Annotated in this window: 26 protein-coding genes; 3 read left to right on the top strand and 23 right to left on the bottom strand. The window is 49.9% G+C overall.

The genetic code is table 11. The features are described 5' to 3' along the window. Positions 1-235 precede the first annotated feature (235 nt). The 5 genes from BMZ51_RS11145 to BMZ51_RS11120 all read right to left on the bottom strand — a co-directional run bounded on the left by BMZ51_RS11145 (position 236) and on the right by BMZ51_RS11120 (position 3101). The gene (locus BMZ51_RS11145; RefSeq protein WP_068008338.1) at positions 236-424 is read right to left on the bottom strand and encodes a hypothetical protein; all 189 of its coding nucleotides are present in this window, start codon (positions 422-424) and stop codon (positions 236-238) included. A 217-nt stretch (positions 425-641) separates the two neighbouring features. Next, positions 642-866, bottom strand: a complete 225-nt coding sequence (locus BMZ51_RS11135; protein ID WP_068008344.1) for a hypothetical protein — start codon at positions 864-866, stop codon at positions 642-644. A 333-nt stretch (positions 867-1199) separates the two neighbouring features. Next, positions 1200-1505 carry a nucleoside triphosphate pyrophosphohydrolase family protein gene (locus BMZ51_RS11130; RefSeq protein ID WP_068008347.1) on the bottom strand — a complete coding sequence of 102 codons (306 nt, stop codon included), beginning with the start codon at positions 1503-1505 and terminating at the stop codon, positions 1200-1202. Positions 1506-1856: 351 nt separating this feature from the next. Further along, on the bottom strand, positions 1857-2180 hold the full coding sequence (locus tag BMZ51_RS11125) for a hypothetical protein (protein ID WP_068008350.1): 324 nt from the start codon (positions 2178-2180) through the stop codon (positions 1857-1859). 384 nt (positions 2181-2564) lie between these two features. Then, positions 2565-3101 (bottom strand): winged helix-turn-helix transcriptional regulator, encoded by a 537-nt coding sequence (locus tag BMZ51_RS11120; protein ID WP_068008354.1) that lies wholly within the window; start codon positions 3099-3101, stop codon positions 2565-2567. Between the two features lie 40 nt (positions 3102-3141). Here BMZ51_RS11120 and BMZ51_RS11115 point away from each other — a divergent pair, with 40 nt between their 5' ends. Next, positions 3142-3519, top strand: coding sequence for a VOC family protein (locus BMZ51_RS11115; RefSeq protein WP_068008516.1), 378 nt, complete (start codon positions 3142-3144; stop codon positions 3517-3519). Positions 3520-3830: 311 nt separating this feature from the next. On the opposite strand, the gene BMZ51_RS11110 is transcribed toward BMZ51_RS11115, so the two are convergent. The 6 genes from BMZ51_RS11110 to BMZ51_RS11085 form a co-directional block, all read right to left on the bottom strand. Further along, positions 3831-4547, bottom strand: a complete 717-nt coding sequence (locus tag BMZ51_RS11110) for a MerR family transcriptional regulator (protein ID WP_068008356.1) — start codon at positions 4545-4547, stop codon at positions 3831-3833. Positions 4548-4587: 40 nt separating this feature from the next. Beyond that, positions 4588-4899, bottom strand: a complete 312-nt coding sequence (locus BMZ51_RS11105; protein ID WP_068008359.1) for an integration host factor subunit alpha — start codon at positions 4897-4899, stop codon at positions 4588-4590. Between the two features lie 135 nt (positions 4900-5034). Then, complete coding sequence (locus BMZ51_RS11100) at positions 5035-6012, bottom strand: beta-ketoacyl-ACP synthase III (protein ID WP_068008361.1); 978 nt, start codon at positions 6010-6012, stop codon at positions 5035-5037. Between the two features lie 10 nt (positions 6013-6022). Then, complete coding sequence (gene plsX / locus BMZ51_RS11095; protein ID WP_068008364.1) at positions 6023-7072, bottom strand: phosphate acyltransferase PlsX; 1050 nt, start codon at positions 7070-7072, stop codon at positions 6023-6025. Between the two features lie 159 nt (positions 7073-7231). Beyond that, on the bottom strand, positions 7232-7813 hold the full coding sequence (locus BMZ51_RS11090) for a DUF177 domain-containing protein (RefSeq protein WP_068008366.1): 582 nt from the start codon (positions 7811-7813) through the stop codon (positions 7232-7234). Continuing rightward, the gene (locus tag BMZ51_RS11085; protein ID WP_074882038.1) at positions 7806-8366 is read right to left on the bottom strand and encodes a ubiquinol-cytochrome C chaperone family protein; all 561 of its coding nucleotides are present in this window, start codon (positions 8364-8366) and stop codon (positions 7806-7808) included. Before BMZ51_RS11085 ends, BMZ51_RS11090 begins: the two co-directional genes overlap by 8 nt. Before the next feature lie 127 nt (positions 8367-8493). Between BMZ51_RS11085 and BMZ51_RS11080 the strand changes: the two genes are divergently transcribed. Both BMZ51_RS11080 and BMZ51_RS11075 read left to right on the top strand, forming a co-directional pair. After that, the gene (locus BMZ51_RS11080) at positions 8494-8931 is read left to right on the top strand and encodes an outer membrane protein assembly factor BamE (RefSeq protein ID WP_068008522.1); all 438 of its coding nucleotides are present in this window, start codon (positions 8494-8496) and stop codon (positions 8929-8931) included. A 172-nt stretch (positions 8932-9103) separates the two neighbouring features. Then, complete coding sequence (locus BMZ51_RS11075; protein ID WP_068008369.1) at positions 9104-9520, top strand: acyl-CoA thioesterase; 417 nt, start codon at positions 9104-9106, stop codon at positions 9518-9520. Positions 9521-9574: 54 nt separating this feature from the next. On the opposite strand, the gene BMZ51_RS11070 is transcribed toward BMZ51_RS11075, so the two are convergent. From BMZ51_RS11070 to BMZ51_RS11015, 12 genes are all read right to left on the bottom strand, one after another. Continuing rightward, entirely contained in the window at positions 9575-11704 is a 2130-nt protein-coding gene (locus BMZ51_RS11070) for a sodium-translocating pyrophosphatase (RefSeq protein ID WP_068008372.1), read from the bottom strand. A gap of 180 nt (positions 11705-11884) precedes the next feature. Continuing rightward, positions 11885-13102 (bottom strand): MFS transporter, encoded by a 1218-nt coding sequence (locus tag BMZ51_RS11065; protein WP_068008375.1) that lies wholly within the window; start codon positions 13100-13102, stop codon positions 11885-11887. A gap of 229 nt (positions 13103-13331) precedes the next feature. After that, entirely contained in the window at positions 13332-13820 is a 489-nt protein-coding gene (locus tag BMZ51_RS11060) for a GNAT family N-acetyltransferase (RefSeq protein WP_068008377.1), read from the bottom strand. 30 nt (positions 13821-13850) lie between these two features. Further along, positions 13851-14336 (bottom strand): NUDIX hydrolase, encoded by a 486-nt coding sequence (locus BMZ51_RS11055; protein ID WP_068008381.1) that lies wholly within the window; start codon positions 14334-14336, stop codon positions 13851-13853. Positions 14337-14391: 55 nt separating this feature from the next. Further along, positions 14392-15411 carry a thiamine-phosphate kinase gene (gene thiL, locus BMZ51_RS11050; protein WP_068008383.1) on the bottom strand — a complete coding sequence of 340 codons (1020 nt, stop codon included), beginning with the start codon at positions 15409-15411 and terminating at the stop codon, positions 14392-14394. A gap of 4 nt (positions 15412-15415) precedes the next feature. After that, a complete protein-coding gene (gene nusB, locus BMZ51_RS11045; RefSeq protein WP_068008387.1) occupies positions 15416-15907 on the bottom strand; it encodes a transcription antitermination factor NusB in 492 nt (163 codons plus the stop codon). An 8-nt stretch (positions 15908-15915) separates the two neighbouring features. Continuing rightward, entirely contained in the window at positions 15916-16365 is a 450-nt protein-coding gene (gene ribH, locus BMZ51_RS11040) for a 6,7-dimethyl-8-ribityllumazine synthase (RefSeq protein WP_068008390.1), read from the bottom strand. A gap of 153 nt (positions 16366-16518) precedes the next feature. Beyond that, entirely contained in the window at positions 16519-17142 is a 624-nt protein-coding gene (locus tag BMZ51_RS11035) for a riboflavin synthase (RefSeq protein ID WP_068008391.1), read from the bottom strand. Next, on the bottom strand, positions 17143-18288 hold the full coding sequence (gene ribD / locus BMZ51_RS11030) for a bifunctional diaminohydroxyphosphoribosylaminopyrimidine deaminase/5-amino-6-(5-phosphoribosylamino)uracil reductase RibD (protein WP_068008394.1): 1146 nt from the start codon (positions 18286-18288) through the stop codon (positions 17143-17145). A 37-nt stretch (positions 18289-18325) separates the two neighbouring features. After that, on the bottom strand, positions 18326-18811 hold the full coding sequence (gene nrdR / locus BMZ51_RS11025; protein WP_057464295.1) for a transcriptional regulator NrdR: 486 nt from the start codon (positions 18809-18811) through the stop codon (positions 18326-18328). A gap of 69 nt (positions 18812-18880) precedes the next feature. Next, complete coding sequence (gene glyA, locus BMZ51_RS11020; protein ID WP_068008397.1) at positions 18881-20194, bottom strand: serine hydroxymethyltransferase; 1314 nt, start codon at positions 20192-20194, stop codon at positions 18881-18883. 184 nt (positions 20195-20378) lie between these two features. Then, positions 20379-20564, bottom strand: coding sequence for a DUF6898 family protein (locus tag BMZ51_RS11015; RefSeq protein WP_068008399.1), 186 nt, complete (start codon positions 20562-20564; stop codon positions 20379-20381). Positions 20565-20615: the final 51 nt, after the last annotated feature.

Below are 20615 nucleotides of genomic sequence, written 5' to 3'. Positions count from 1 at the left end.
TACAAGTAATACTTTGACCTTAGAATCCTGCTGTTTCAATCGAAAAGGGATTAGTTGTCGCATACCCTCCGGCAATCCACTGAGATGAAATCTTTAACACACCCTATATCTAAGCGCTTTAACCGCTTCCAATAGTATCTTGTCTGGTACGGGATTTGCTGGCATGCACCGCCTCAATATATGCGAAGAATAGTAAAGCCCGCAGCAATCAGCAGCGGGCCATTGAGTGTGTTTGTCACGGCTTATCTTGCCCGCTCAGCCGGTCGTAAACTCCGGTGGCAAGTTTAAAAATCAGCCACGCGGCGCCAAGCAAGGCAACATATGGCTGGATCTCAAGCGCAAGCCATGAGGCCCAATCGTCGAAGCCAGACATAACCGCCCCGCCCGCAATTGGTATTGTTGCCAGATCAGTAGGCTTGTTCATGGAGGGCATCTTTCCTGATAGGATTTTTTGGTAATTAAGAGCATGTCTTGTGTTGGTGGCCTCATATGCACCCACTCATCCTTTTGGAATTTGAGATCATGTTTTGACCTCTCAAGAATAAGCTTGGTTGCCTGGCACCATTCAGTCTGAACGGGTTCTGGAATTCTCAAGCTTTCACAGCCCCCAAGAGCGAATAGAAAGCACAGAAGAAACCTTGTCACTTCAGGGCCTCCTCTAGCTTTTCTTGTGGCGTCATAGAGCCGACTTCACTTGCCGCCTCATCAATGCTGGAGAGGGTTATATCCCCCTCCACATTGGCCCGCTCTTGCTGCTCATAGGCCCCAAGTTTCTTGAGGTCGCGTCGCTCCAGATATGAAAAAAGACCCGAAAGGGCCTTTGAAAGAGCGGACAGAAAAGCGAGGAGATTACCGAGCATCGGCATTTTTGTTCTTGCCAAAGTTTCCGAGGCGTTGGAGTTTGGGACATACGTCCCAAGCTGATTTTAGTTGACTTGGTTTGATTGGGAAAAATGGGATGATATAGAGGGTTTTACTTCAATGAAAACAGTAGGTTGGACTACCAAGCCTAAACTGGTGGTGAAGGGGTCGTCGGTTCAAATCCGGCCTACCCGACCATTATCTTCCAAAACATATTTTGGTGCGACTTAAGCTACCCAAGCCCTTAAAACCGCCATCAATGTTGCTTTGCACATGCCCAAAGCAGCGCGCCAGAAGCGGCGAAACATCAAACGCATGCTGAACTCAGTCCTGAAAGCTTAAGCGACGTGGCGCCCAGTTCCATCACCGGCTAAAGACCAGATGCGTGTGCGGTTGCGCGCCATCTTTTCATCAATAGCGAAAGAAAGCTCAACACCATGCAGCCCCACAAGGCGGTGCAACAAAATCGCTATACCAGCTGCTTCAGATGCAACGTCGCGCGTGCTATCGCCATTTTCCACGCTCACCTGCAAAGCTTCCAGCTCTTCCCTTGCCCGCTCAATTAATGCAGTAAGATCAGAAACCTGACCAAAAGTCCTCTCGCCCCAAGCGGTAATGCTCGCACTGCTCTCAATGGTTACCATATTCACCCACTTTTATATTCCAGGCCGGATCCATTAGAATAACCCCCCGTGCCACAGAAAAATCACCTCAACACAACAGATAGAGCCCGCACTTTAAGCGTAAGAAATGATCCTCGGCAAAACATGAATAAACTTCATCAAAGCACGATCAATCAAAAACCTAGAAACACTAACAAACCGAGAGGACTCGCCCATCCCCTCCTATTCTTCAGTGAAAAAAGGCTAGACTTTGGCTTCTTCTTGATAGTTTACATGGTTTAGCGAGCAAAAATTGACTCATTCGTGGCGTGAACGAGTACGTCCAGTCAGTAATTGCCAGTTTCCTTAGAAAAAATAATGATTAGTGCCTCTCTAAGGCACCACTGATAGCTTCAACTGCTCAAAGAGCGTGGATTGCAGCCGGTCTACATTGTCCTTGGACAACCCTTTTGCGCCAGACGCCTCATCTTTATCAGAGCCCATCAAACGATCCATAAAGCCAAAGGCTCCATGTCCACTTTTCCCGTGGGTCGCAGGCTCGTCATCCGGCAACAAACCGGAAGGCAATGGCATTTGAGGCTCAGCTTCTTCTTCAAGCGGCAAATCCGCCTGCATGTCAGTCCCTGAACTGTCAACAGCCCAGTCTTCATGCGGTTCAAACACCTGCCTTTCAGGCACTAAAACCACCTGTTCCATTGCAGCTTATTCCGCACTGTGAACTGCGCCCTCACGAACCTTTGAACCATTGCCGATCTTTTGATTTCACCAATTCGTTCCTATTTTGCGCACGTGTTAGCTATACAAAATATACAGAACACAATTTTTACATAGCTTGTCAGAAGGAATCATTCGGAGCACGAACAGAGGAAAAACCTCCGCAACCACGCTTGTCTCTCTGTATTCACATTGAAAGGGCATTGCCAAGTTGATTGACGTTGGTGACGTCGCTCTGATGAAGGTCTCGAACGCTCTTTTTAGTTCATTTATCAAAGGGTCACGCAGCAAAAAGGGTCGCACAGTTTGATATCCCAGCGTGATTGGGCTGAGCGGTGTTCATGCCACGGCATTTCACTCGCCCCCTCACACCCGTAGATCGATTGCACAGTTAATTTGCTGTCCGGCGTTTGCCGCACAGTAGGTGGGGAATGGGACGCGGGCAGCAGTATTGATGTCGCGTTTGATCCACTCTCGTTCTTCCAGTTGAACCAGCGAGGTAGACAGCGCGCGATCAGTGATTGGTACCAGGTTCGTTCTTATTCCCGAGAAGCGCTGCGGAGCAGCGGTGAGTGCTAAAATGGGAACTGTCCAGCTTTTGCGCAGCAGGGCGAACTCCTTCTCATTCGGAACTGCAGTCACAATCTTGCTGGCGATTTCGGCAGCCTTGATGCCTGCCGGGGTCAAGCGGAACTCGGGGCGCAGCGGGTGACCGTGACCAGGGTTCCTCTCCAGTAGTTTTAGCTGGGTCAGATGCTCAAGACTTGCCGAAAACGACGTGCGGCCAGCGCCCGATGCAGCCAGCAGCGGTGCCTGTCTGCCGGGAACGCCGGAATGCAAGAGAGCCAGAATATTTAGAGACCAAGCCCGAGACGTGAGCTTGACAAGTGTCGTAATGTCCATAAAGTATAGTTACTTTATTTTTCAGCAAAAGGAAAATATGATGTCTCTGGTTTCTTTGGAAAATACAATTACCCTCGCGATTTCTGTTCGCGATCGTCATGTGAGCGCTGAGTGGTACACCGCCATGCTCGGCTTTGAGCTCGTTCATCACATTGATGAGGCCGGCTGGAGCGAGATGAAGACCAAAACGGCTGGCGTTACTCTTGGTCTCGGCGAGCAGGCTAAGCCTACTCCCGGCAACACGGTTCCGGTTTTTGGCATTGGTGACATTGAGAGTGCGCGCAGTTCTTTGGAGGCCGCAGGCGTGAGGTTTGATGGCGCAACCCAAACCATCGAAGGCATGGTGAGCACTGCAACCTTCTACGACCCTGATGGCAACGCGATGATGTTTGCACAAGATCTGACCGTGCCTGCGTAATACCTGCACCTGCATCGCCAATGATATTACGTGGGAAGTGCGCACCTACAAGCCGAGGAAAACGTCAAGGCAGAGTGCTGGAATGCATTTACAGAAGTTCAGAACTCCAAACAACCTGACAATGCCCTGAGACGACAAGCCAAAAGCCTATGTGAAGTCATATACGCGCAATCTCCACCAAGGGAGCCTGACCAATCACGCAACCCTAGCAAAACCTATAAAATGCAATGGGAAAGCAGGTCTGGTTGACCATAGTGTATCGTGAACTCAGGTGTTTATATTGTATCACCTGAGTCTCACATTTCATTAAATCAGCGCGCCTGATCTAGCATACGTTTACATTCCAACAACTCAAAGAGCGTGGATTGCAGCCGGTCTACATTGTCCTTGGACAACCCTTTCGCGCCAGAAGCCTCATCTCTGTCAGAGCCCATCAAACGGTCCATAAAGCCAAAGGCTCCATGTCCACTCTTCCCGTGGGTCGAAGGCTCGTCATCCGGCAACAAACCGGAAGGCAATGGCATCTGAGGTTCAGTTTCATCTTCAAGCGGAAATTCCGCTTGCATGTCAGCCCCTGAACTGTCAGCAACCCAGTTTTCCTGCGGTTCAAACACCTGCCTTGCAGGCACTAGAACAGCTTGTTCCATTACAGCTTCTGCCGCGCTGTGAACTGAGCCCTCACGAACCAGGGAAGGATCTGGGGCAACGCCCGCCGGTACAGCTGTACTCGCCGAGGCTGGAATTACAACACCAGCCCCTTCTTTCCAGACATCCATAACGACGCGCACACCTTGCTCACGCAAAATACGTTGCACGCCTTTAATCGTGTAGCCTTCCCCGTAGAGCAAATGGCGGATACCGCGCAAAAGCTCAAGGTCGTCAGGTCTGTAGTAGCGTCGACCACCACCTCGCTTCAAAGGCCTGATCTGTGTAAATCGTGTTTCCCAGAACCGCAAAACATGCTGCGGTAAATCCAGTTCACTTGCTACTTCACTAATTGTGCGGAACGCGTCGGCGCTCTTCTCCACGATGCAAACCCTCTAAACCTAAATATTTTGGGGCAGCAAATCAGCTGACGCCCTCAACCAGAGCATCATTAATGCGCTGCTTAAGAACATTGCTTGGCTTGAATACCATCACCCGGCGAGGAGAAATCGGAACTTCTTCGCCTGTTTTTGGGTTACGGCCTATGCGTTCACCTTTCGAGCGAACGATAAAAGAGCCAAAGCTAGACAATTTGACAGAATCGCCTTTTTCAAGGCTGGCAGAGATCTCTGCAAGTACCTGCTCCACAAGTTCAGCAGATTCAGTCCGAGATAGGCCGACTTTCTGATAAACCGCTTCACACAAATCTGCGCGGGTTACAGTGTGACTACCCATTCCACCCTCCTCAGGTAAAGCCATGATCCGTAAGAATAAAGCTTGCTTTCAACAAGTTACGGTATGGCCAACCGACGTCAGCGTCAACAGCTCATTTGCTAAGAATTGCAACCCTTTGGGGTTTTTTGTCGCTTTTTACCACTTAAGGAGCACTGAACCCCAGGTAAACCCGCCGCCCATGGCCTCCAACATCATCAGATCGCCCTTTTTCACCTTGCCAGCTTTAACAATGCTGTCCAGTGCCAAAGGAATCGATGCAGCCGAAGTGTTGCCGTGTTCTGCAACTGTCTTCACGACCTTTTCAGGTGCAATACCGAGCTTCTTAGCGGAGGCATCAATGATACGCTGGTTCGCCTGGTGAGGCACAAACCAGTCCAGATCATCAGCGGTGGTACCAGTCGCGTCAAAGGCATCTTCAATCACATCGGTAACCATGCCAACAGCATGCTTAAAGACTTCGCGTCCCTGCATCCGCAGGTAACCTGTCGTTTGGGTGGTGGAAGGACCACCATCAACGTACAGCTTGTCTTTATGACGTCCGTCAGAACGCAGGTGACATGTAAGAACGCCGCTCTGATCAAGAGAGGGCTCGCCTTCTTGCGCTTCCATCACAACAGCACCAGCACCGTCTCCAAACAGAACACAGGTCGTACGATCTTCCCAATCAAGAATACGAGAAAACGTCTCAGCACCAATCACGAGCGCACGCTTTGCCAGACCACCACGCAAATACGCATCCGCAGTAGTTACGGCATAAACGAAGCCTGAACACACGGCCTGCACGTCAAATGCAAAGCCGTGATTGATACCAAGTGCGTTTTGAACGGCAACAGCTGTTGCAGGGAAAGTATTATCAGGTGTCGAAGTTGCCAGAACAATCATATCGATGTCCTGCGCATCTACACCAGCACTTTCCAAGGCTGCTTGAGCCGCCTTCACAGCCAGGTGAGAGGTAAACTCTCCTTCCGCTGCAACATATCGGTTTTTGATTCCGGTACGCTGAACAATCCATTCATCAGACGTGTCAACAAACTCAGTAAGCTGCTGGTTAGTGATTTGTTTTTCCGGCAGATAGCTGCCGCAGCCTAAGAATACAGAGCGAAGTGCCTTCACTTTAAACCCTTCAATTATCTTCAGCTTCAGAGAAACGACCGCGATGGTAGTTTGCCAAATCGTCTGAGATCTTTTTAATCAGTTCATTTCTGGCCATATCGTAGGCCAGTTCAACGGCAGCTGCAAAACCCTCGGCATCTGATCCACCGTGACTTTTAATCACAATACCATTCAGACCCAGGAACACACCCCCATTTACTTTACGAGGATCCAGCTTGGCACGCAGGCGTGCAAACGCACCACGGGCAAACAGATAACCAATCTTAGACATAAGGGTACGGTTCATAGCAGCGCGCAGGTAACCAGTAAACTGCTTTACTGTACCCTCGGCAGTCTTGAGCGCGATATTTCCGGCAAATCCTTCAGTTACGACAACATCAACAGCACCCTTGCCGATATCGTCGCCCTCAACGAAACCAGAGTAAACAAGGTTTGGCGGAGAAAGGCTGCGTAGCATCTTGCCGGCAGTTCGCACTTCCTCAACACCCTTTACCTCTTCAACTCCAACGTTGAGAAGACCTACAGTTGGCTGATTGATACCATGGATAGAACGCGACATTGCACATCCCAAGATAGCAAAGTCAATCAGCTGCTGGGCATCCGCACCAATCGTTGCGCCCACATCAAGAACGATGGATTCACCGCGCATTGTCGGCCATATCGCAGCCAGTGCAGGCCGCTCAATTCCAGACATGGTGCGCAAGCAAAACTTGGCCATAGCCATCAGCGCGCCTGTATTACCAGCGGAGACAGCAACATCAGCTTCACCATTTTTCACAGCCGCGATGGACTGCCACATGGAGGATTTGCCACGGCCCTTGCGTAGCGCCTGACTTGGCTTCTCATCCATACCAATGGACACATCGCAGTGACGCAGTAGAGCAGCTTGTTTCAAACGAGGGTATTCCTCAAGCATAGGCTCGATGACTTTAAGGTCCCCGAAAAGCAAGAGTTCGATACTCGGGCAGCGTTGCAATACCATATCAGCTGCGGGCAACACCACGTCGACACCGTAATCCCCTCCCATAGCATCAAGAGAAATACATATTTTTTTAGACATTTCCAACTTCTTGCCTTGTCCCAACAAAGTCTGGCCGCTTACAGGCAGACCATGGAATATTTAAGAGCATTTTCCTAAGTACAATGGAAATGCGTGTCGCGAAGATACTCAATCATAAACGTCTCGCAACACTCATCTCTAAAAAACCTTTGCAGCAATCTAAGATTTATTTATTTTTCCAGTAAAGGCTTCAAGTGCAGCAAAGGGAGAAGGTTTTTGCTCTTCATCCTGTTTTTGTTCTTCCTCTGGGTTTGGAGCATATTTCTCGTCCATTTCAACCCCTTTCGCCCGTGCAAAAGGGTCTAAACCCAAAGCAAAATGTTCACAAATGATGGCCCCAAGGTCCACCTGCGGTCCCTCGAAATAATCCGGTGGATCGCTTTCATTAACGTCCAGATCAACTTCTAAGGTATCGTCGTCACGGCGACGACGTCCTCGAGAATCTTGTTCTGGTAAGAATGTACGATCGAATTCTTCATTAATCACGCACTCAACCGGCTCAAGCGTTACAACACACCGCTGTACCGCATTTGCACGAATGTGACCACGCGCAGCCAGACCGTCTCGGCGCCAAGGCCGCAAATCAAGGTCTACTTCCAGCTCAATCAACTCAATCAAGTCATAGGCTTTAGCTATTTGCGCCCGATCACTCTCGTTCAAAGTGAGTTTAAGATGCTTGGTTTTATTTCCAAGCCTTGTCGCATCGAATAGATAAGCCCACGGGTAATCAGTATCAGCCATCGCTGGCGCTTTCCCTTATTAGTTCTGTTTTTGGAGCCACAAACTCAATGTCGCCCGCGAGAATTTCTTTAGTAGGAAGGACAGCAAGACCTGCTACCGCCTCATGCATGTAATGAACCAGCGCCCTGACCGCAACAGGTTCGCAGCTTTGCCCATAGATGTTTCTTTCAAACGCGTCAAAGAGAGCCGTATCATCCTTGTTTTCCAGAGCTTCCATATAACTGGAAGCCCGACCGTAAAACGATTCTACCATAACCCGAACACGCCGACGTACGCCCTCGTCCCCTATACCAAGCTCGCGCATACTCTGATCCATATCCTCAAAAAAGTAATCAAAGACAGCCTGTGCAAACTTTCGTGCGACCGTATCTTCTTCCCGCAACCGGTGGAAGACACAAAAAGCGTGCAAAACGATCATCTCGAAGCGACCTTCGCTCGTATCAGGTATACCATAGCGCTCATAGAAAACTGGTTGCCGCGCCTGCGCGACAATCCGCTCATATGTTATTCTAACGGATGTGTCTTTACGTCGACGGAAAAAACCGAAGATCATAGCACCTCTCTTGAGCTTATCGAGTTACTTGTGTCCCTGCCACGAGGATGCCATAAGCACAAGTCTGAATCTAAACCGCTTGCTTGCTGCATTTTGCTGCATAATGCAAGCCAACAGGATGTTTGGAATGTTCGCATTTGCACGCCATACTGTGTTCCTCGCTTTTTTGAGCCTGCCTCTGGCTGGCTGCTTCACCCAGACGTTAACGCATGGCCAGGTCGTTTCACCTGATGCAATTCAAGATGTTCAAGTTGGTTCCAGCCGAGAGCAGGTGGAACTTCTCCTTGGGAGCCCGTCCACCACATCTAACATGGACGGCGAAGCTTACTATTATATCTCGCAAAAGAGCGAAACAGTGGCATTCTGGTCTCCATCTATCGTAGACCAGCGTGTTGTCGCAGTTTATTTTGATAGGGATGGTTACGTTAAATCTGTTGCCGATTACGGCATTGAGGATGGAAAAGTCTTTGATTACCTTGGTAGAAAGACACGCACCGGTGGTGCCGATTACGGTCTGTTGACACAGATTCTGCGCGGTGCGGCGAACCCATCGATTGGCCTGTAAAAACTCTTAGAGACCTAAGAAATTAGGTAGAAAATGCAAATTTGAGCCGATGTTCCTCGCAGAACATCGGCCTTTTTTTTTGCAATTTCGCAAAAACATATCCCACAGTATAAATGACGCGATCTCTCAGACTTCCTAAAGTGATAACCACAATATTTTTAAGGAATTTGAGATGATTGAGACATACCGAGGGTTTGTTGACCCGCACCAGGAAGACGTTTTAGGCCACATGAACGTGACGTGGTATACAGCCAAGTTTGATGAAGCAAGCTGGCACCTGTTCACCAGTGTGGGCCTCTCTAAAGATACGGTTAAATCTGAAAAAAGAGCCGTCGCTGCACTGGAAGCCAAAACAAAATTCATGGCTGAAGTCTCCGCAGGCGAACTTCTTTACATCAAGTCCGGCTTCTTGGAGGTTTCTGACAAGACCGTTCGCTTCCAACACATTATGTACAAGGCACAAGACCATACAGAAGTAGCCTCTGTACAACTTCTTGGCGTCCATATGGATTTGGAGAAACGAAAGGCCATCCCGATTCCGCAAGATTTGCGCGCGAAGCTGGAAGCCCTTCTACCCCAACTAAGCTAAAAGAAAACCCGGCGAGTTCATCGCCGGGTTTTTAATCGGATCAACCAGAGTCTATTAGTGGGCCAGCACTGCCAGGAGCAGCAAAGCCACAATATTGGTGATCTTGATCATTGGGTTTACAGCTGGGCCAGCAGTATCCTTATAAGGATCGCCGACCGTATCGCCTGTGACAGCAGCTTTGTGAGCTTCAGAGCCCTTACCGCCGTAATGACCGTCTTCAATATACTTCTTGGCATTGTCCCATGCTCCGCCACCAGCGGTCATGGAAAGCGCCACAAACAAGCCCGTCACAATCACACCAAGCAGCATAGCGCCTAGGGATGCAAAGGCATTTGCTTTGCCAGCAATTGCTTCAATCAAGAAGTAGATAACAATTGGAGACAGCACAGGCAGCATACTCGGAATGATCATTTCCTTAATCGCAGCCTTAGTCAGCATATCAACTGCACGGCCATAATCGGGGCGAACCTCACCCTTCATGATACCTGGATGCTCTTTAAACTGACGACGCACCTCTTCAACAACGGCTCCCGCTGCCCGGCCAACCGCTGTCATAGCCATTCCGCCAAACAGGAAGGGAAGCAGGCCACCAAAGAACAAACCGACCACCACATACGGGTTGGACAGTGAGAAATCGATAGAGGCTTCAGTCATCCCCTGAAAGTAAGGGAACCGATCAGAGTTGGCGACGAAGAACTTCAGATCCTCGGTATAAGCTGTAAACAGCACCAAGGCACCCAAACCAGCAGAACCGATTGCATAGCCCTTGGTCACCGCTTTAGTGGTGTTACCAACAGCATCAAGTGCATCTGTCGTGCTACGCACTTCAGCAGGAAGCTCAGCCATTTCCGCAATGCCACCAGCATTATCAGTCACAGGACCAAAAGCATCCAGCGCCACAACCATACCCGCCAGCGCCAGCATTGTTGTCACTGCAATTGCAATACCGAACAATCCAGCAAGCTGAAACGTCACGATAATACCTGCAATGATAACCAGTGCTGGAAGCGCGGTGGATTCCATGGAAACCGCCAGACCCTGAATAACGTTGGTACCATGCCCTGTCTCAGATGCACGTGCGATCGCCTGCACAGGACGGAAATTCGTACCAGTATAATACTCGGTGATCCAGATGATCAGACCTGTCACCACAAGGCCGGAAACACCGCAGAAGAACAGATCCAACGGAGTAAAGCTGACGCCGTTACTCATCGTCAGCAGTGTATCCATCCCTCCAAAGACCCAGTAGGTCAGCGGATATAGAATAATCAATGAGACAACCGCAGTCGCAATAAAGCCCTTGTAGAGCGCACCCATAATGGAGTTGGAAGCGCCAAGGCGAACAAAGAACGTTCCGATAATGGATGCGACAGAGCAAACGCCACAAATCAGCATTGGGTAAAGCATTGCTGCCTGAAGTTCAGCCGTACCTGCAAAATAGATAGCTGCCAAGACCATCGTGGCAACCAGTGTCACCGCATAGGTTTCAAACAAATCAGCAGCCATACCAGCGCAGTCACCGACGTTATCGCCAACGTTATCTGCAATTGTTGCTGGGTTACGCGGGTCGTCCTCAGGAATGCCAGCTTCAACCTTACCAACAAGATCTCCACCAACATCAGCACCTTTTGTAAAGATACCACCGCCAAGACGGGCGAAGATGGAAATCAACGATGCCCCGAAGCCAAGAGCCACCAGAGCATCAACAACTGTGCGAGATGTTGGGTCAATACCCATAGGTCCGGTGAGGATCAGATAATAAACGGCAACACCCAACAGAGCGAGGCCAGCAACAAACATCCCGGTAACTGTACCGGAGCGAAATGCGATTGACAGGCCTGCCCCAAGGCTCTGACTTGCAGCTTGCGCAGTGCGAACATTAGCCCGTACGGAGACGAGCATTCCAATAAAACCTGCAGCACCAGAAAGAATGGCACCAATAGCAAATCCAATGGCGACTGTGATGGACAGCAAATAGGCGATTATGGCGAAGATAACAACGCCAACAAGTGCAACACTAGTGTACTGACGAGTGAGGTATGCTTGCGCACCCTCTTGAATGGCACCGGCAATTTCCTGCATCCTCGCAGACCCGGTGTCAGCAGCCATCACATTTTGAATTGCCCAAATGCCATAAACGACAGATAGCAAACCGCACGCGATGGTAACGATAAGTTCAGTCATATTTCCTCCCCTAAGGGTACCCTGCTACTTATGTTTGTGTTCGTAGCAAAATCCGCACTGCAATCGTGTAAATCAACGAACACGATGACGGTATATACATGTCACTATCCGTCAAGTTGCATTTACACGGTAGAGGAAGGAAATACGTATGTTGAGAGGCTTGAATCTACTTGGAATTATTCAAACTTTAACTTCACGTCTCTCAGTAAACATCAGTGACATAACAAGAAATAGACATATGATAACGAATGGGAACACCATCATATTTACAGTTTCCCACCCAAAAACATTCAATAATTTCCCTGAGGAAAACGATGCAGCTGCAACTAAACCAAAGACAAAGAAGTCGTTTACCGCCTGTATGCGGTTTTGTTCTTCTGCGCGATAGGTTTGAGTAAGCAACGCAGAGGCTCCAACAAAGGAAAAGTTCCATCCAAGCCCAAGTAAAACAAGCGAACTCCAAAAAATCCAGCGCTCTAATCCTGTCAGTCCGACCAATGCACAAATTGCGTAGAGTACAAAACCTGCACCAATAACAGGCCCATGGCCGAATCGACCGATCAAACTACCCGTAATAAAGCTAGGTGCAAACATGGCAATCACATGCCACTGAATACCAAGTGCAGCATCATCAGTCGACAACCCGCAAGCCACCATCGCCAGTGGTGCAGATGTCATAATCAAGTTCATAATCGCATAGCCGATCATGCCCGTTGTGACAGCCACAAAGAACTTCTTTTGCTTCAAAATTTCCAGTAGCGGACGGCCACGTTCGTGCTTTTCCAGTTTTGCAGGCAGTGGTATTTTCAAAAACACGACAAAAACCAGGCCGATAGCCAACAAAACAGCTTGAGCCAGATACGTCCCGACAAACAGAAACGGCTCAAACATGCCTTGGGTCAAAATGACGGTTTGAGGACCGACCACACCAGCAAGAATACCGCCCGTCAAAACCCAGGAGATCGCTTTGGGCTTAAATGCAGGACTGGCCGTATCGGCTGCAGCAAATCGCGCCTGCTGAGTAAAGGCCATCACAAACCCGCTCCCCAATGTGGAGAGGCAAAGCAGCGAAAAGCTCCCTATATACGCAGCATAAGATGCAAGCAGAGCGCATAACATACCAAAAATGAGGGCTCCAGCCAGCCCGGCGCGGCGGCCAAAGGCACGCATCAACATGCCGGCAGGCATGGTACCAATCGCGGTTCCCAATACGAACGCTGTCACGGGCAATGTTGCTAAGGACTTATCTTCCACCAGAAGTGTCGAGGCCAAGATGGAAGTTGTCGCAAAAATTATGGGAGGAACACCACCTGCAAACGATTGGGTGAATGCCAAAAGCAGCGCGTTACGCTTTGCCAAACCGTCATCAACAAACGGAGCCGCGACAGAATTTCCCATAATGTGTACTTTCAAATGCAGGTAGGTAGCGCCAACCTAATCAATTCTACGCAATGAGCAACCACCTTACCCGTCATATCACTATCGGCTTTAGGATATATACGCATCATAAGATGAGAATACGTCATGCGTCATTGATGCTCTCAATTATGCGTGACGCGCAAAACGTTCATTTGCTAGCTGTTGAAAATATTTGTTCGGGTCCGCCTCAAACAAATCCGCCGACGAATTAGCAAGCGAAAGTTATAAAGATCATGTCTTTACCCTGATAGCTCGATGTCTCATGCGCATACGTACCACCAGTCAGTTCAGACACAGCGCTCTTCCAGAACGTCTGCGCAGGTACGTTCTCGGGAAGGACTCTCACCTGCCACTGGCCAGCGTGTGCTCTCACACACAGATCGAACGCAGCGCGCCCAACACCTTGTCGCATATGTGCTCTCAATACGAAAAACTGCCCCATATCGATCAAACGAGTGTCGTGAGGATAGCGTCTTACGAGCGCGAACCCAGCCAGCCTATTGTTGTGTAATATGAAATACGGGTGATGTTCAGGCCTATTGAAATAGGCATTAATGATTTCAGGGTCATAATCGAACTTTCCGTTATCAGCTACTTCAAGCCCAACGGATTTCGACATTTCGTAAAGATATAGCTGGAACAAACTCACCAATATTGGCTTATCAGCTAATGTTATGCCTTGCAGTTTTACAGACATCTGAAATCAACTTTGTCAGTTTAATTTGTTTCAGGAAAAGACGATGGGCCCTAGCTTATTCATATGCTCAGGCCTGCTGCACAGCTGCACAATCACATCTGCAAGTTGCTCAGGGTAGATGACATCTTCACTTTGCTGAAGTTCATCAAGTTTCCACCATCGGTAGTTCTTTTTAATCGTACTGGTTGGGTGATCGATACGCTCACGAGGGATCTCAAAGCAGGACGTTCGAATTATATAGTACCGCTCCTCTGCATTAACCCACTCTCCTGTTCCCATCTGAAACTGAGCTGTACGATGAAAAACAGGCTCCCCAACCGTCACTTTAAGGCCGGTCTCCTCAAAAAGCTCTCTGTGCGCAGCTTCCTCATAAGTTTCTCCGTCATCAAGCGCGCCGCCAGGCGTGGTCCAGTGAGTGACAACTTTAGGGTCCCTCAGCGTCCAGTCATAACGAAATAAAAGCAGGCGGTTGTCTTCATCAAGCCCAAAAAGTCGTGCAGCAGGGCGTTCTCTCATTTCAAAAACTCAAAAGAATCTTGAAGGCAGCAAAAAATAAGACTGCCCACCCCAATCAAAAGTGGGTAAAACCAGCGGCCCCGTCAAGCGCGTAGGCTTTCCCGTTCAAGCTCAGCGCGATCGCAGGTTCAGATGTGTCTGGCGCAAGCAACTCTCCAATCCGGGAGCACTGCAAGCCAGCCGCCTGAAGCGCCTCTTCAAATCCATGTGCATCTTGAGGCATCACTGCAGCGAGGATCTCATAGTCGTCCCCGCCTGTTATCGCAGCCTCAAAAAACGCCGCATCCGCCATAATCAGCGCAGAAGTTGCCGCGGAGAACGGCACATCGTCCAACCGCAACTGTACACGCACCTTGGAGGTAGCGCACATATGCCCAAGGTCAGCAATCAGCCCATCGGAAACATCCATCGCAGCCACGGCATAATCGCGCAGAGCTTGTGCTGCTTCAACGCGTGGCTCTGGCAATAAATATCGCTTCAGCAGAAAATCACGCTGTTCAGCAGAAAGGCCGGATTTGGCAGAAAGTTCCTCATCTAGCCGCAACTTCAGGCCAAGCGCTGCGTCACCGATTGTGCCTGTCACATACAAATGCGCACCGGCAACAGCAGTATTACGCCGAACAACCTTGCCCGTTGGCACCTGCCCAAACGCAGTAATGGAAAGCAACGGCCCATCAGGACACGAAATAGTATCACCGCCCAAAAGGTCAATCTGAAACTGGTCCTGAACCAGCTTTAAGCCACGACAGAACTCAGCAACCCACTCTTCGCTAATGTCTTTGGAAAGGCCAAGGCCCAGCAGATACCCTTTGGGCTCCGCGCCTTTGGCAGCAAGATCACTAAGGTTCACACCCAGCGCTTTTTGCGCAACTTCAAAAGGAGGGTCAGTCTTAAAAAAATGAACCCCTGCCATCAGCATGTCCTTGGTAACAACCAATTCACATCCAGGATCAGGGGCAAAGACTGCGGCGTCATCTTGCAAGTGTGCGGCGCCTGCGCTGGTGGCAAGCGGCGCAAAATAGCGTTCAATAAGCGAGAATTCTCCCGGTCGGGAACTGACAGACTTCTCGCTCATACAATCAATCTTCGAATTCGGACTGGCGCAGCTCGCGGGCCAAACGGTTCATAATGCCGTTGACCAGCTTTGCTTCATCCCCCTCATAGAAGGATTTCGCCACATCAATGTATTCATTGATGATCACACGGGCTGGAACGTCTTTCTTTCGCAGGAACTCAGCACAACCAACGCGAAGGATCGCACGCAAAGTGGTGTCGATACGCTTCAGTGGCCAGTCTTCAGAAAGTGCGCTATGGATACGCGGATCAATACGAAGCTGGTCTTCAAACACAGCCTGTACCAAGTCACGGAACCAGGACGCGTCTGCATCACGATACTGATCGCCATCAATATCCTGACCAAGACGGAAAGCTTCGTATTCGTTGAGCACGTCATTGAGACGCGCCCCTGTCATTTCCATTTGATAAACGGCCTGAACTGCTGCCAGACGAGCAACCCCACGTTTATTCGCAGGCTTCACTTCAGCGTTTTTCTTGTTGTTTTCAGTTGTCATTCTAAACCTTACAAACCGAACCGGTCGCGTACGTCAATCATAGCAAGGCAAGCTTCTGCAGCTCCCCCACCCTTATTCTTTTTAGAAACGCTTGCACGCGCCCATGCCTGGTCATTATTTTCTACAGTCTGAATACCGTTACCAACTGCAATATTTGCATCCACAGAAAGATCTGTGATGGCACGAGCAGACTCGTTAGAAACGATATCGTAGTGGGTGGTTTCACCGCGAATTACAACACCGAGCAATACAAAACCGTCGTAATCTGCTTCTCCGTTTTCCATTGCGGTTAACGCCATGGAAAGGGCAGCAGGAATTTCCAATACACCAGGGACTGCCAAACGCGAAATCCGGGCACCTTCCCGCTCCAACACGTCTTCAACCCCTTCATACAGGGCGTCAGCTAAATCATCGTAAAAACGTGCTTCAATAACAAGGATGTGCGGAACCGCGCTCATTTTTATTCTCCTAAAGCCGAGCCTTTTACACCTGAACAGTCAGATAAAAAAGGTATCGGGCACGGGTCTAGCAGTGCCCGTGCATGTGCGCTCAGGAACCATGCCCCGAGCGAAATGTCCAGCTATTTCCTGATGTGTTTTTTGGCTATAAGGCTATTTTGCAATTTCTGCAAGACTTGGAAACTCTGCAAGACGCGCAACGTACCGTGCCATCATGTCGACTTCCAGATTTACCTCATCGCCTTGTGCCCTGTCAGACCAGGTTGTGACTTCCAAAGTATGTGGAATAAGGAATACAGAAAACGTATTTCCCTCAGCCTCGTTCACCGTCAGCGAGGTTCCGTCAAGCGCAACAGAACCCTTCTTGGGAATAAACCGCGCAAACTCGGGAGCACACTCAAACTTCAGGTAAACACTTTCCGGGTGTTGGGTGTGTTCCACAATCTTCGCTTTGCCGTCAGCATGCCCCAGAACAAGGTGGCCACCCAATTCCGCACCCATAGACAAGGAACGTTCCAGATTAATCCGCTGGCCCACACGCCAATTTGCAACAGTGGTCAAAGCCAGTGTCTCAGCAGCAGATTCAACGCAAAACCAGTTCTGGTCTTTGTCGCGGCCCTTACTCACTACAGTATGGCACACACCTGAACAGGCAATAGAGGCCCCAATTTCAATCCCGTCAGGATCGTAAACGGTTCCAATCTTTGCTCTTTGGCCAGCCGCGATTTTCTCCAGCTGAAGAATTGTACCAACGTCACTCACGATGCCCGTAAACACCTAAAACCTCTCTTTTGGCGTGTACCGCCACAACAGATCTTCATCAACAAAGCGCAACATCTGCTTGTTATAGCCGTCTCGCAAACTGTCCAGACCTTCAAACCCGAAGGGTAGAATACCATCTGCACCAACTTTGGTTTTACTTTGAAAGATTAAAAGCTCATCGACCAGGTCTTGTTGAAGCAGGCTATGCGCAAGCTCTGCGCCCCCCTCTACCATAATCTGAGAGAGACCATGCATGTAAAGGGCTTCCAATGCCTTATCAAGGCATAGCTTGCCATTTCTAAGGCTGTCATTGACAATCACAGTCACGCCTTCCCGCTCCAGCGCACTTACGCGGTGGTCCGGTGCATGCTCACCCACAATAATCCAAAGAGAGTTCTCCTCCGCGTTGCGAACCAGCTTTGAAGCAAGGGGAATGCGCGCTTGGCTATCAAACACAACAGGTTGCGAGGAATAGCGCTCCATACCCGGCAAGCGGCATGAAAGTTCTGGATCATCCTCCAAAACCGTACCAATTCCAATGACGATTGCGTCCATCTGCGCGCGCATGGCATGAACCATCTTGACCGACAAATCACCAGAAATCGCCATCCGACCCGCACCGCGTTTACCGATAAAGCCGTCTTGAGATACCGCCATTTTCAACTGCACAAACGGGCGTTCATTCAGGATGCGGCAGATATGGCCACGAACGGCTTGCTGACACTCTTTTTTCAAGATGCCAACAATAACCTCAACGCCGCCCTGCTCCAGTATGCGCTTACCACGACCTGCAACCGCTGGGTTTGGGTCTACGGTGCCATACACAACGCGCTTCACACCAGCTGCAACAAGAGCACGCGCACAAGGACCGGTCCGGCCATAATGCGCACAAGGCTCAAGCGTCACGTAGGCAGTTGCCCCTCGCGCATATTCACCAGCATCTTTGATCGCCAGCACCTCGGCGTGAGAGCCACCAGCAGGCAGTGTTGCCCCTTGACCTACAATCACGGGACCATTGCCGAAATCATTTGTCAAAACTGCGCCAACGGGGGGGTTGGGCCATGTTCGACCCTTTGCGCGAATGCCAAAACTAAGCGCGGCCGCCATAAAGCGCTCGTGCTCAAAACGTTCTTTTGCATTTAATGCTGTATGACCAGACAAAGCACCCCCCTAGCCAGCGCTATTGCAAAACCAGAACTTATGTCCGTGGCGGCATCATTAGCGGATCCACATCCGCATCGGAAAGCTCATCCAGCAGAGCCTCAAAGTCTTTGGCTTCGCGGAAATTTTTATAAACAGAAGCGAACCGCACATAAGCAACATCGTCAAGGGTTTTTAAACCCTCCATGACCAAATGGCCGATATCTTCCGCCACAACGTCACTTTCACCAGAACTTTCTAGCTGTCGAACAAGCCCGCTCACCATACGTTCAATACGTTCAGGCTCCACAGGGCGCTTACGGGTTGCGATCAAAACAGAACGCATCAGCTTTTCACGATCAAATGGAACACGCCGGCCATTCCGCTTAATGACGGTCAGTTCACGCAATTGAACGCGCTCAAAGGTGGTGAAACGACCACCACAAGTCTGGCAGACTCTGCGCCGACGGATAGCTGTATTATCCTCGGTTGGGCGCGAATCCTTCACCTGGGTGTCATCACCCCCGCAATATGGACAACGCATCTCGCCTGCCTCCTTAATCAAACACTGAAGAACCGCCGAAGGGATATGCGGCGGTTCTTCTCGTTTAAATTAGTTTGTGTAGATTGGGAACCGTGCAGTAAGGGCCAGTACCTTCTCTTTGACCTGTGCTTCCACAGCTTCGTTGCCGTCCACCGAGTTTGTCTTGCGCAAACCTTCCAAAACCTCAGTAATCAACCGACCAATTTCACGGAACTCTTCCTTACCAAAGCCGCGAGTCGTGCCAGCTGGCGTACCAAGGCGAATACCGGAGGTGATGGTTGGTTTTTGAGGATCAAGCGGAACACCATTCTTGTTACAAGTGATGTTTGCACGGCCCAGAGAAATCTCAGCGTCTTTACCGGTCAGGTTCATAGGGCGCAGGTCCACCAGCATCAGGTGGGTGTCAGTGCCATCAGAAACGATATCAAGACCACCTTCACGCAGTGTCTTCGCCAGCACCTGTGCATTCTCAACAACGTCTTTTGCATAGGTCTTGAACTCAGGACGCAGCGCTTCACCAAAGGCGACAGCCTTAGCGGCGATCACATGCATCAACGGGCCACCCTGAAGACCAGGGAAGATCGCGGAGTTAATCTTTTTCGCAATGTCAGTGTCGTTGGTGACAACCAGACCGCCACGAGGACCACGCAGGGTCTTATGGGTGGTGGAGGTCGCAACATGCGCATGCGGGAATGGGCTTGGGTGCTGACCACCTGCAACAAGGCCTGCAAAGTGAGCCATATCGACCCAGAAGAACGCACCTACTTCATCAGCAATTGCACGGAACGCAGCAAAGTCGATTTCGCGGGAGTAAGCGGAACCACCAGCAATGATGATCTTTGGCTTATGTTCTTTTGCAAGTTCACGCACCTGATCCATATCGATATGGCCAGTTTCGGTGTTCAGACCGTACTGAATTGCATTGAACCACTTGCCAGATAGGTTTGGACGAGCACCATGTGTCAGGTGACCACCTGCATCAAGGCTCATGCCGAGCAAAGTGTCGCCTGGTTTGGCCAAAGCAAGCAAAACAGACTGGTTGGCCTGGGAACCTGAGTTCGCCTGCACATTGGCAAAATCACAGTCGAACATTTTCTTTGCACGCTCAATTGCCAAGCGCTCAACAACATCGGCATATTCACAACCGCCGTAGTAGCGACGGCCCGGATAGCCCTCAGCATACTTGTTGGTCAGAACAGAGCCCTGTGCTTCCAGCACAGCGCGCGAAACGATATTTTCCGAAGCAATAAGCTCAATCTCGTTTTGCTGACGAGAAAGCTCGTTGTTGATTGCCTCAAGAATATCTGGGTCACCAGAAGCCAGGCTACCTGTAAAGAACTCTGGGTAGAGCGGCTGCGTAGTTGGGCTATCCGATACGGACATAGGCGGACCTCATCACAAGGTTGGAGCAAGACACTGACGAAACGGACCTTGTGGCGTTTCGCATTCCATCCCGACATATTGTAGGTGCGGGCGCTTAGCCCATTAACATATAGGCCATAGCGAACCAAGAGTTGTTCTATCGAATTGATCAATTGTGCTTAGGAGACAAGCCAAAACACCCCAATTAGGCATCCTGAAGTTGTAATTTACGTTCAAGCTTTCGAAGGGCCAGTTGCTTCAGATGCGAATCGCGCGCAGTGCGCGGTCCCACGACAAACACCTCAACACCGGTCTTTGCGCAAATTGCAGTCATGCGCACGGAGTTTCCGATCACGCGCATTTCAAAATAGACCTGCCCCAGCTTAGACATACAGCTCCTCACTCTGCATCTCACAGATTCGTAATTTATGCCGTTTATTTA

The organism is Pseudovibrio axinellae, from assembly GCF_900110875.1.
GTDB lineage: Bacteria > Pseudomonadota > Alphaproteobacteria > Rhizobiales > Stappiaceae > Pseudovibrio > Pseudovibrio axinellae.
This window is presented reverse-complemented; position numbering and strand designations above follow the sequence as displayed.

Coding starts and splice junctions, on each gene's coding strand:
- BMZ51_RS11145 (WP_068008338.1), bottom strand. CDS start 424: ATGAACAAGCCTACTGATCTGGCAACAATACCAATTGCGGGCGGGGCG.
- BMZ51_RS11135 (WP_068008344.1), bottom strand. CDS start 866: ATGCCGATGCTCGGTAATCTCCTCGCTTTTCTGTCCGCTCTTTCAAAG.
- BMZ51_RS11130 (WP_068008347.1), bottom strand. CDS start 1,505: ATGGTAACCATTGAGAGCAGTGCGAGCATTACCGCTTGGGGCGAGAGG.
- BMZ51_RS11125 (WP_068008350.1), bottom strand. CDS start 2,180: ATGGAACAGGTGGTTTTAGTGCCTGAAAGGCAGGTGTTTGAACCGCAT.
- BMZ51_RS11120 (WP_068008354.1), bottom strand. CDS start 3,101: ATGGACATTACGACACTTGTCAAGCTCACGTCTCGGGCTTGGTCTCTA.
- BMZ51_RS11115 (WP_068008516.1), top strand. CDS start 3,142: ATGTCTCTGGTTTCTTTGGAAAATACAATTACCCTCGCGATTTCTGTT.
- BMZ51_RS11105 (WP_068008359.1), bottom strand. CDS start 4,899: ATGGGTAGTCACACTGTAACCCGCGCAGATTTGTGTGAAGCGGTTTAT.
- plsX (WP_068008364.1), bottom strand. CDS start 7,072: ATGTCTAAAAAAATATGTATTTCTCTTGATGCTATGGGAGGGGATTAC.
- BMZ51_RS11090 (WP_068008366.1), bottom strand. CDS start 7,813: ATGGCTGATACTGATTACCCGTGGGCTTATCTATTCGATGCGACAAGG.
- BMZ51_RS11085 (WP_074882038.1), bottom strand. CDS start 8,366: ATGATCTTCGGTTTTTTCCGTCGACGTAAAGACACATCCGTTAGAATA.
- BMZ51_RS11080 (WP_068008522.1), top strand. CDS start 8,494: ATGTTCGCATTTGCACGCCATACTGTGTTCCTCGCTTTTTTGAGCCTG.
- BMZ51_RS11075 (WP_068008369.1), top strand. CDS start 9,104: ATGATTGAGACATACCGAGGGTTTGTTGACCCGCACCAGGAAGACGTT.
- BMZ51_RS11070 (WP_068008372.1), bottom strand. CDS start 11,704: ATGACTGAACTTATCGTTACCATCGCGTGCGGTTTGCTATCTGTCGTT.
- BMZ51_RS11065 (WP_068008375.1), bottom strand. CDS start 13,102: ATGGGAAATTCTGTCGCGGCTCCGTTTGTTGATGACGGTTTGGCAAAG.
- BMZ51_RS11060 (WP_068008377.1), bottom strand. CDS start 13,820: ATGTCTGTAAAACTGCAAGGCATAACATTAGCTGATAAGCCAATATTG.
- BMZ51_RS11055 (WP_068008381.1), bottom strand. CDS start 14,336: ATGAGAGAACGCCCTGCTGCACGACTTTTTGGGCTTGATGAAGACAAC.
- thiL (WP_068008383.1), bottom strand. CDS start 15,411: ATGAGCGAGAAGTCTGTCAGTTCCCGACCGGGAGAATTCTCGCTTATT.
- nusB (WP_068008387.1), bottom strand. CDS start 15,907: ATGACAACTGAAAACAACAAGAAAAACGCTGAAGTGAAGCCTGCGAAT.
- ribH (WP_068008390.1), bottom strand. CDS start 16,365: ATGAGCGCGGTTCCGCACATCCTTGTTATTGAAGCACGTTTTTACGAT.
- nrdR (WP_057464295.1), bottom strand. CDS start 18,811: ATGCGTTGTCCATATTGCGGGGGTGATGACACCCAGGTGAAGGATTCG.
- glyA (WP_068008397.1), bottom strand. CDS start 20,194: ATGTCCGTATCGGATAGCCCAACTACGCAGCCGCTCTACCCAGAGTTC.
- BMZ51_RS11015 (WP_068008399.1), bottom strand. CDS start 20,564: ATGTCTAAGCTGGGGCAGGTCTATTTTGAAATGCGCGTGATCGGAAAC.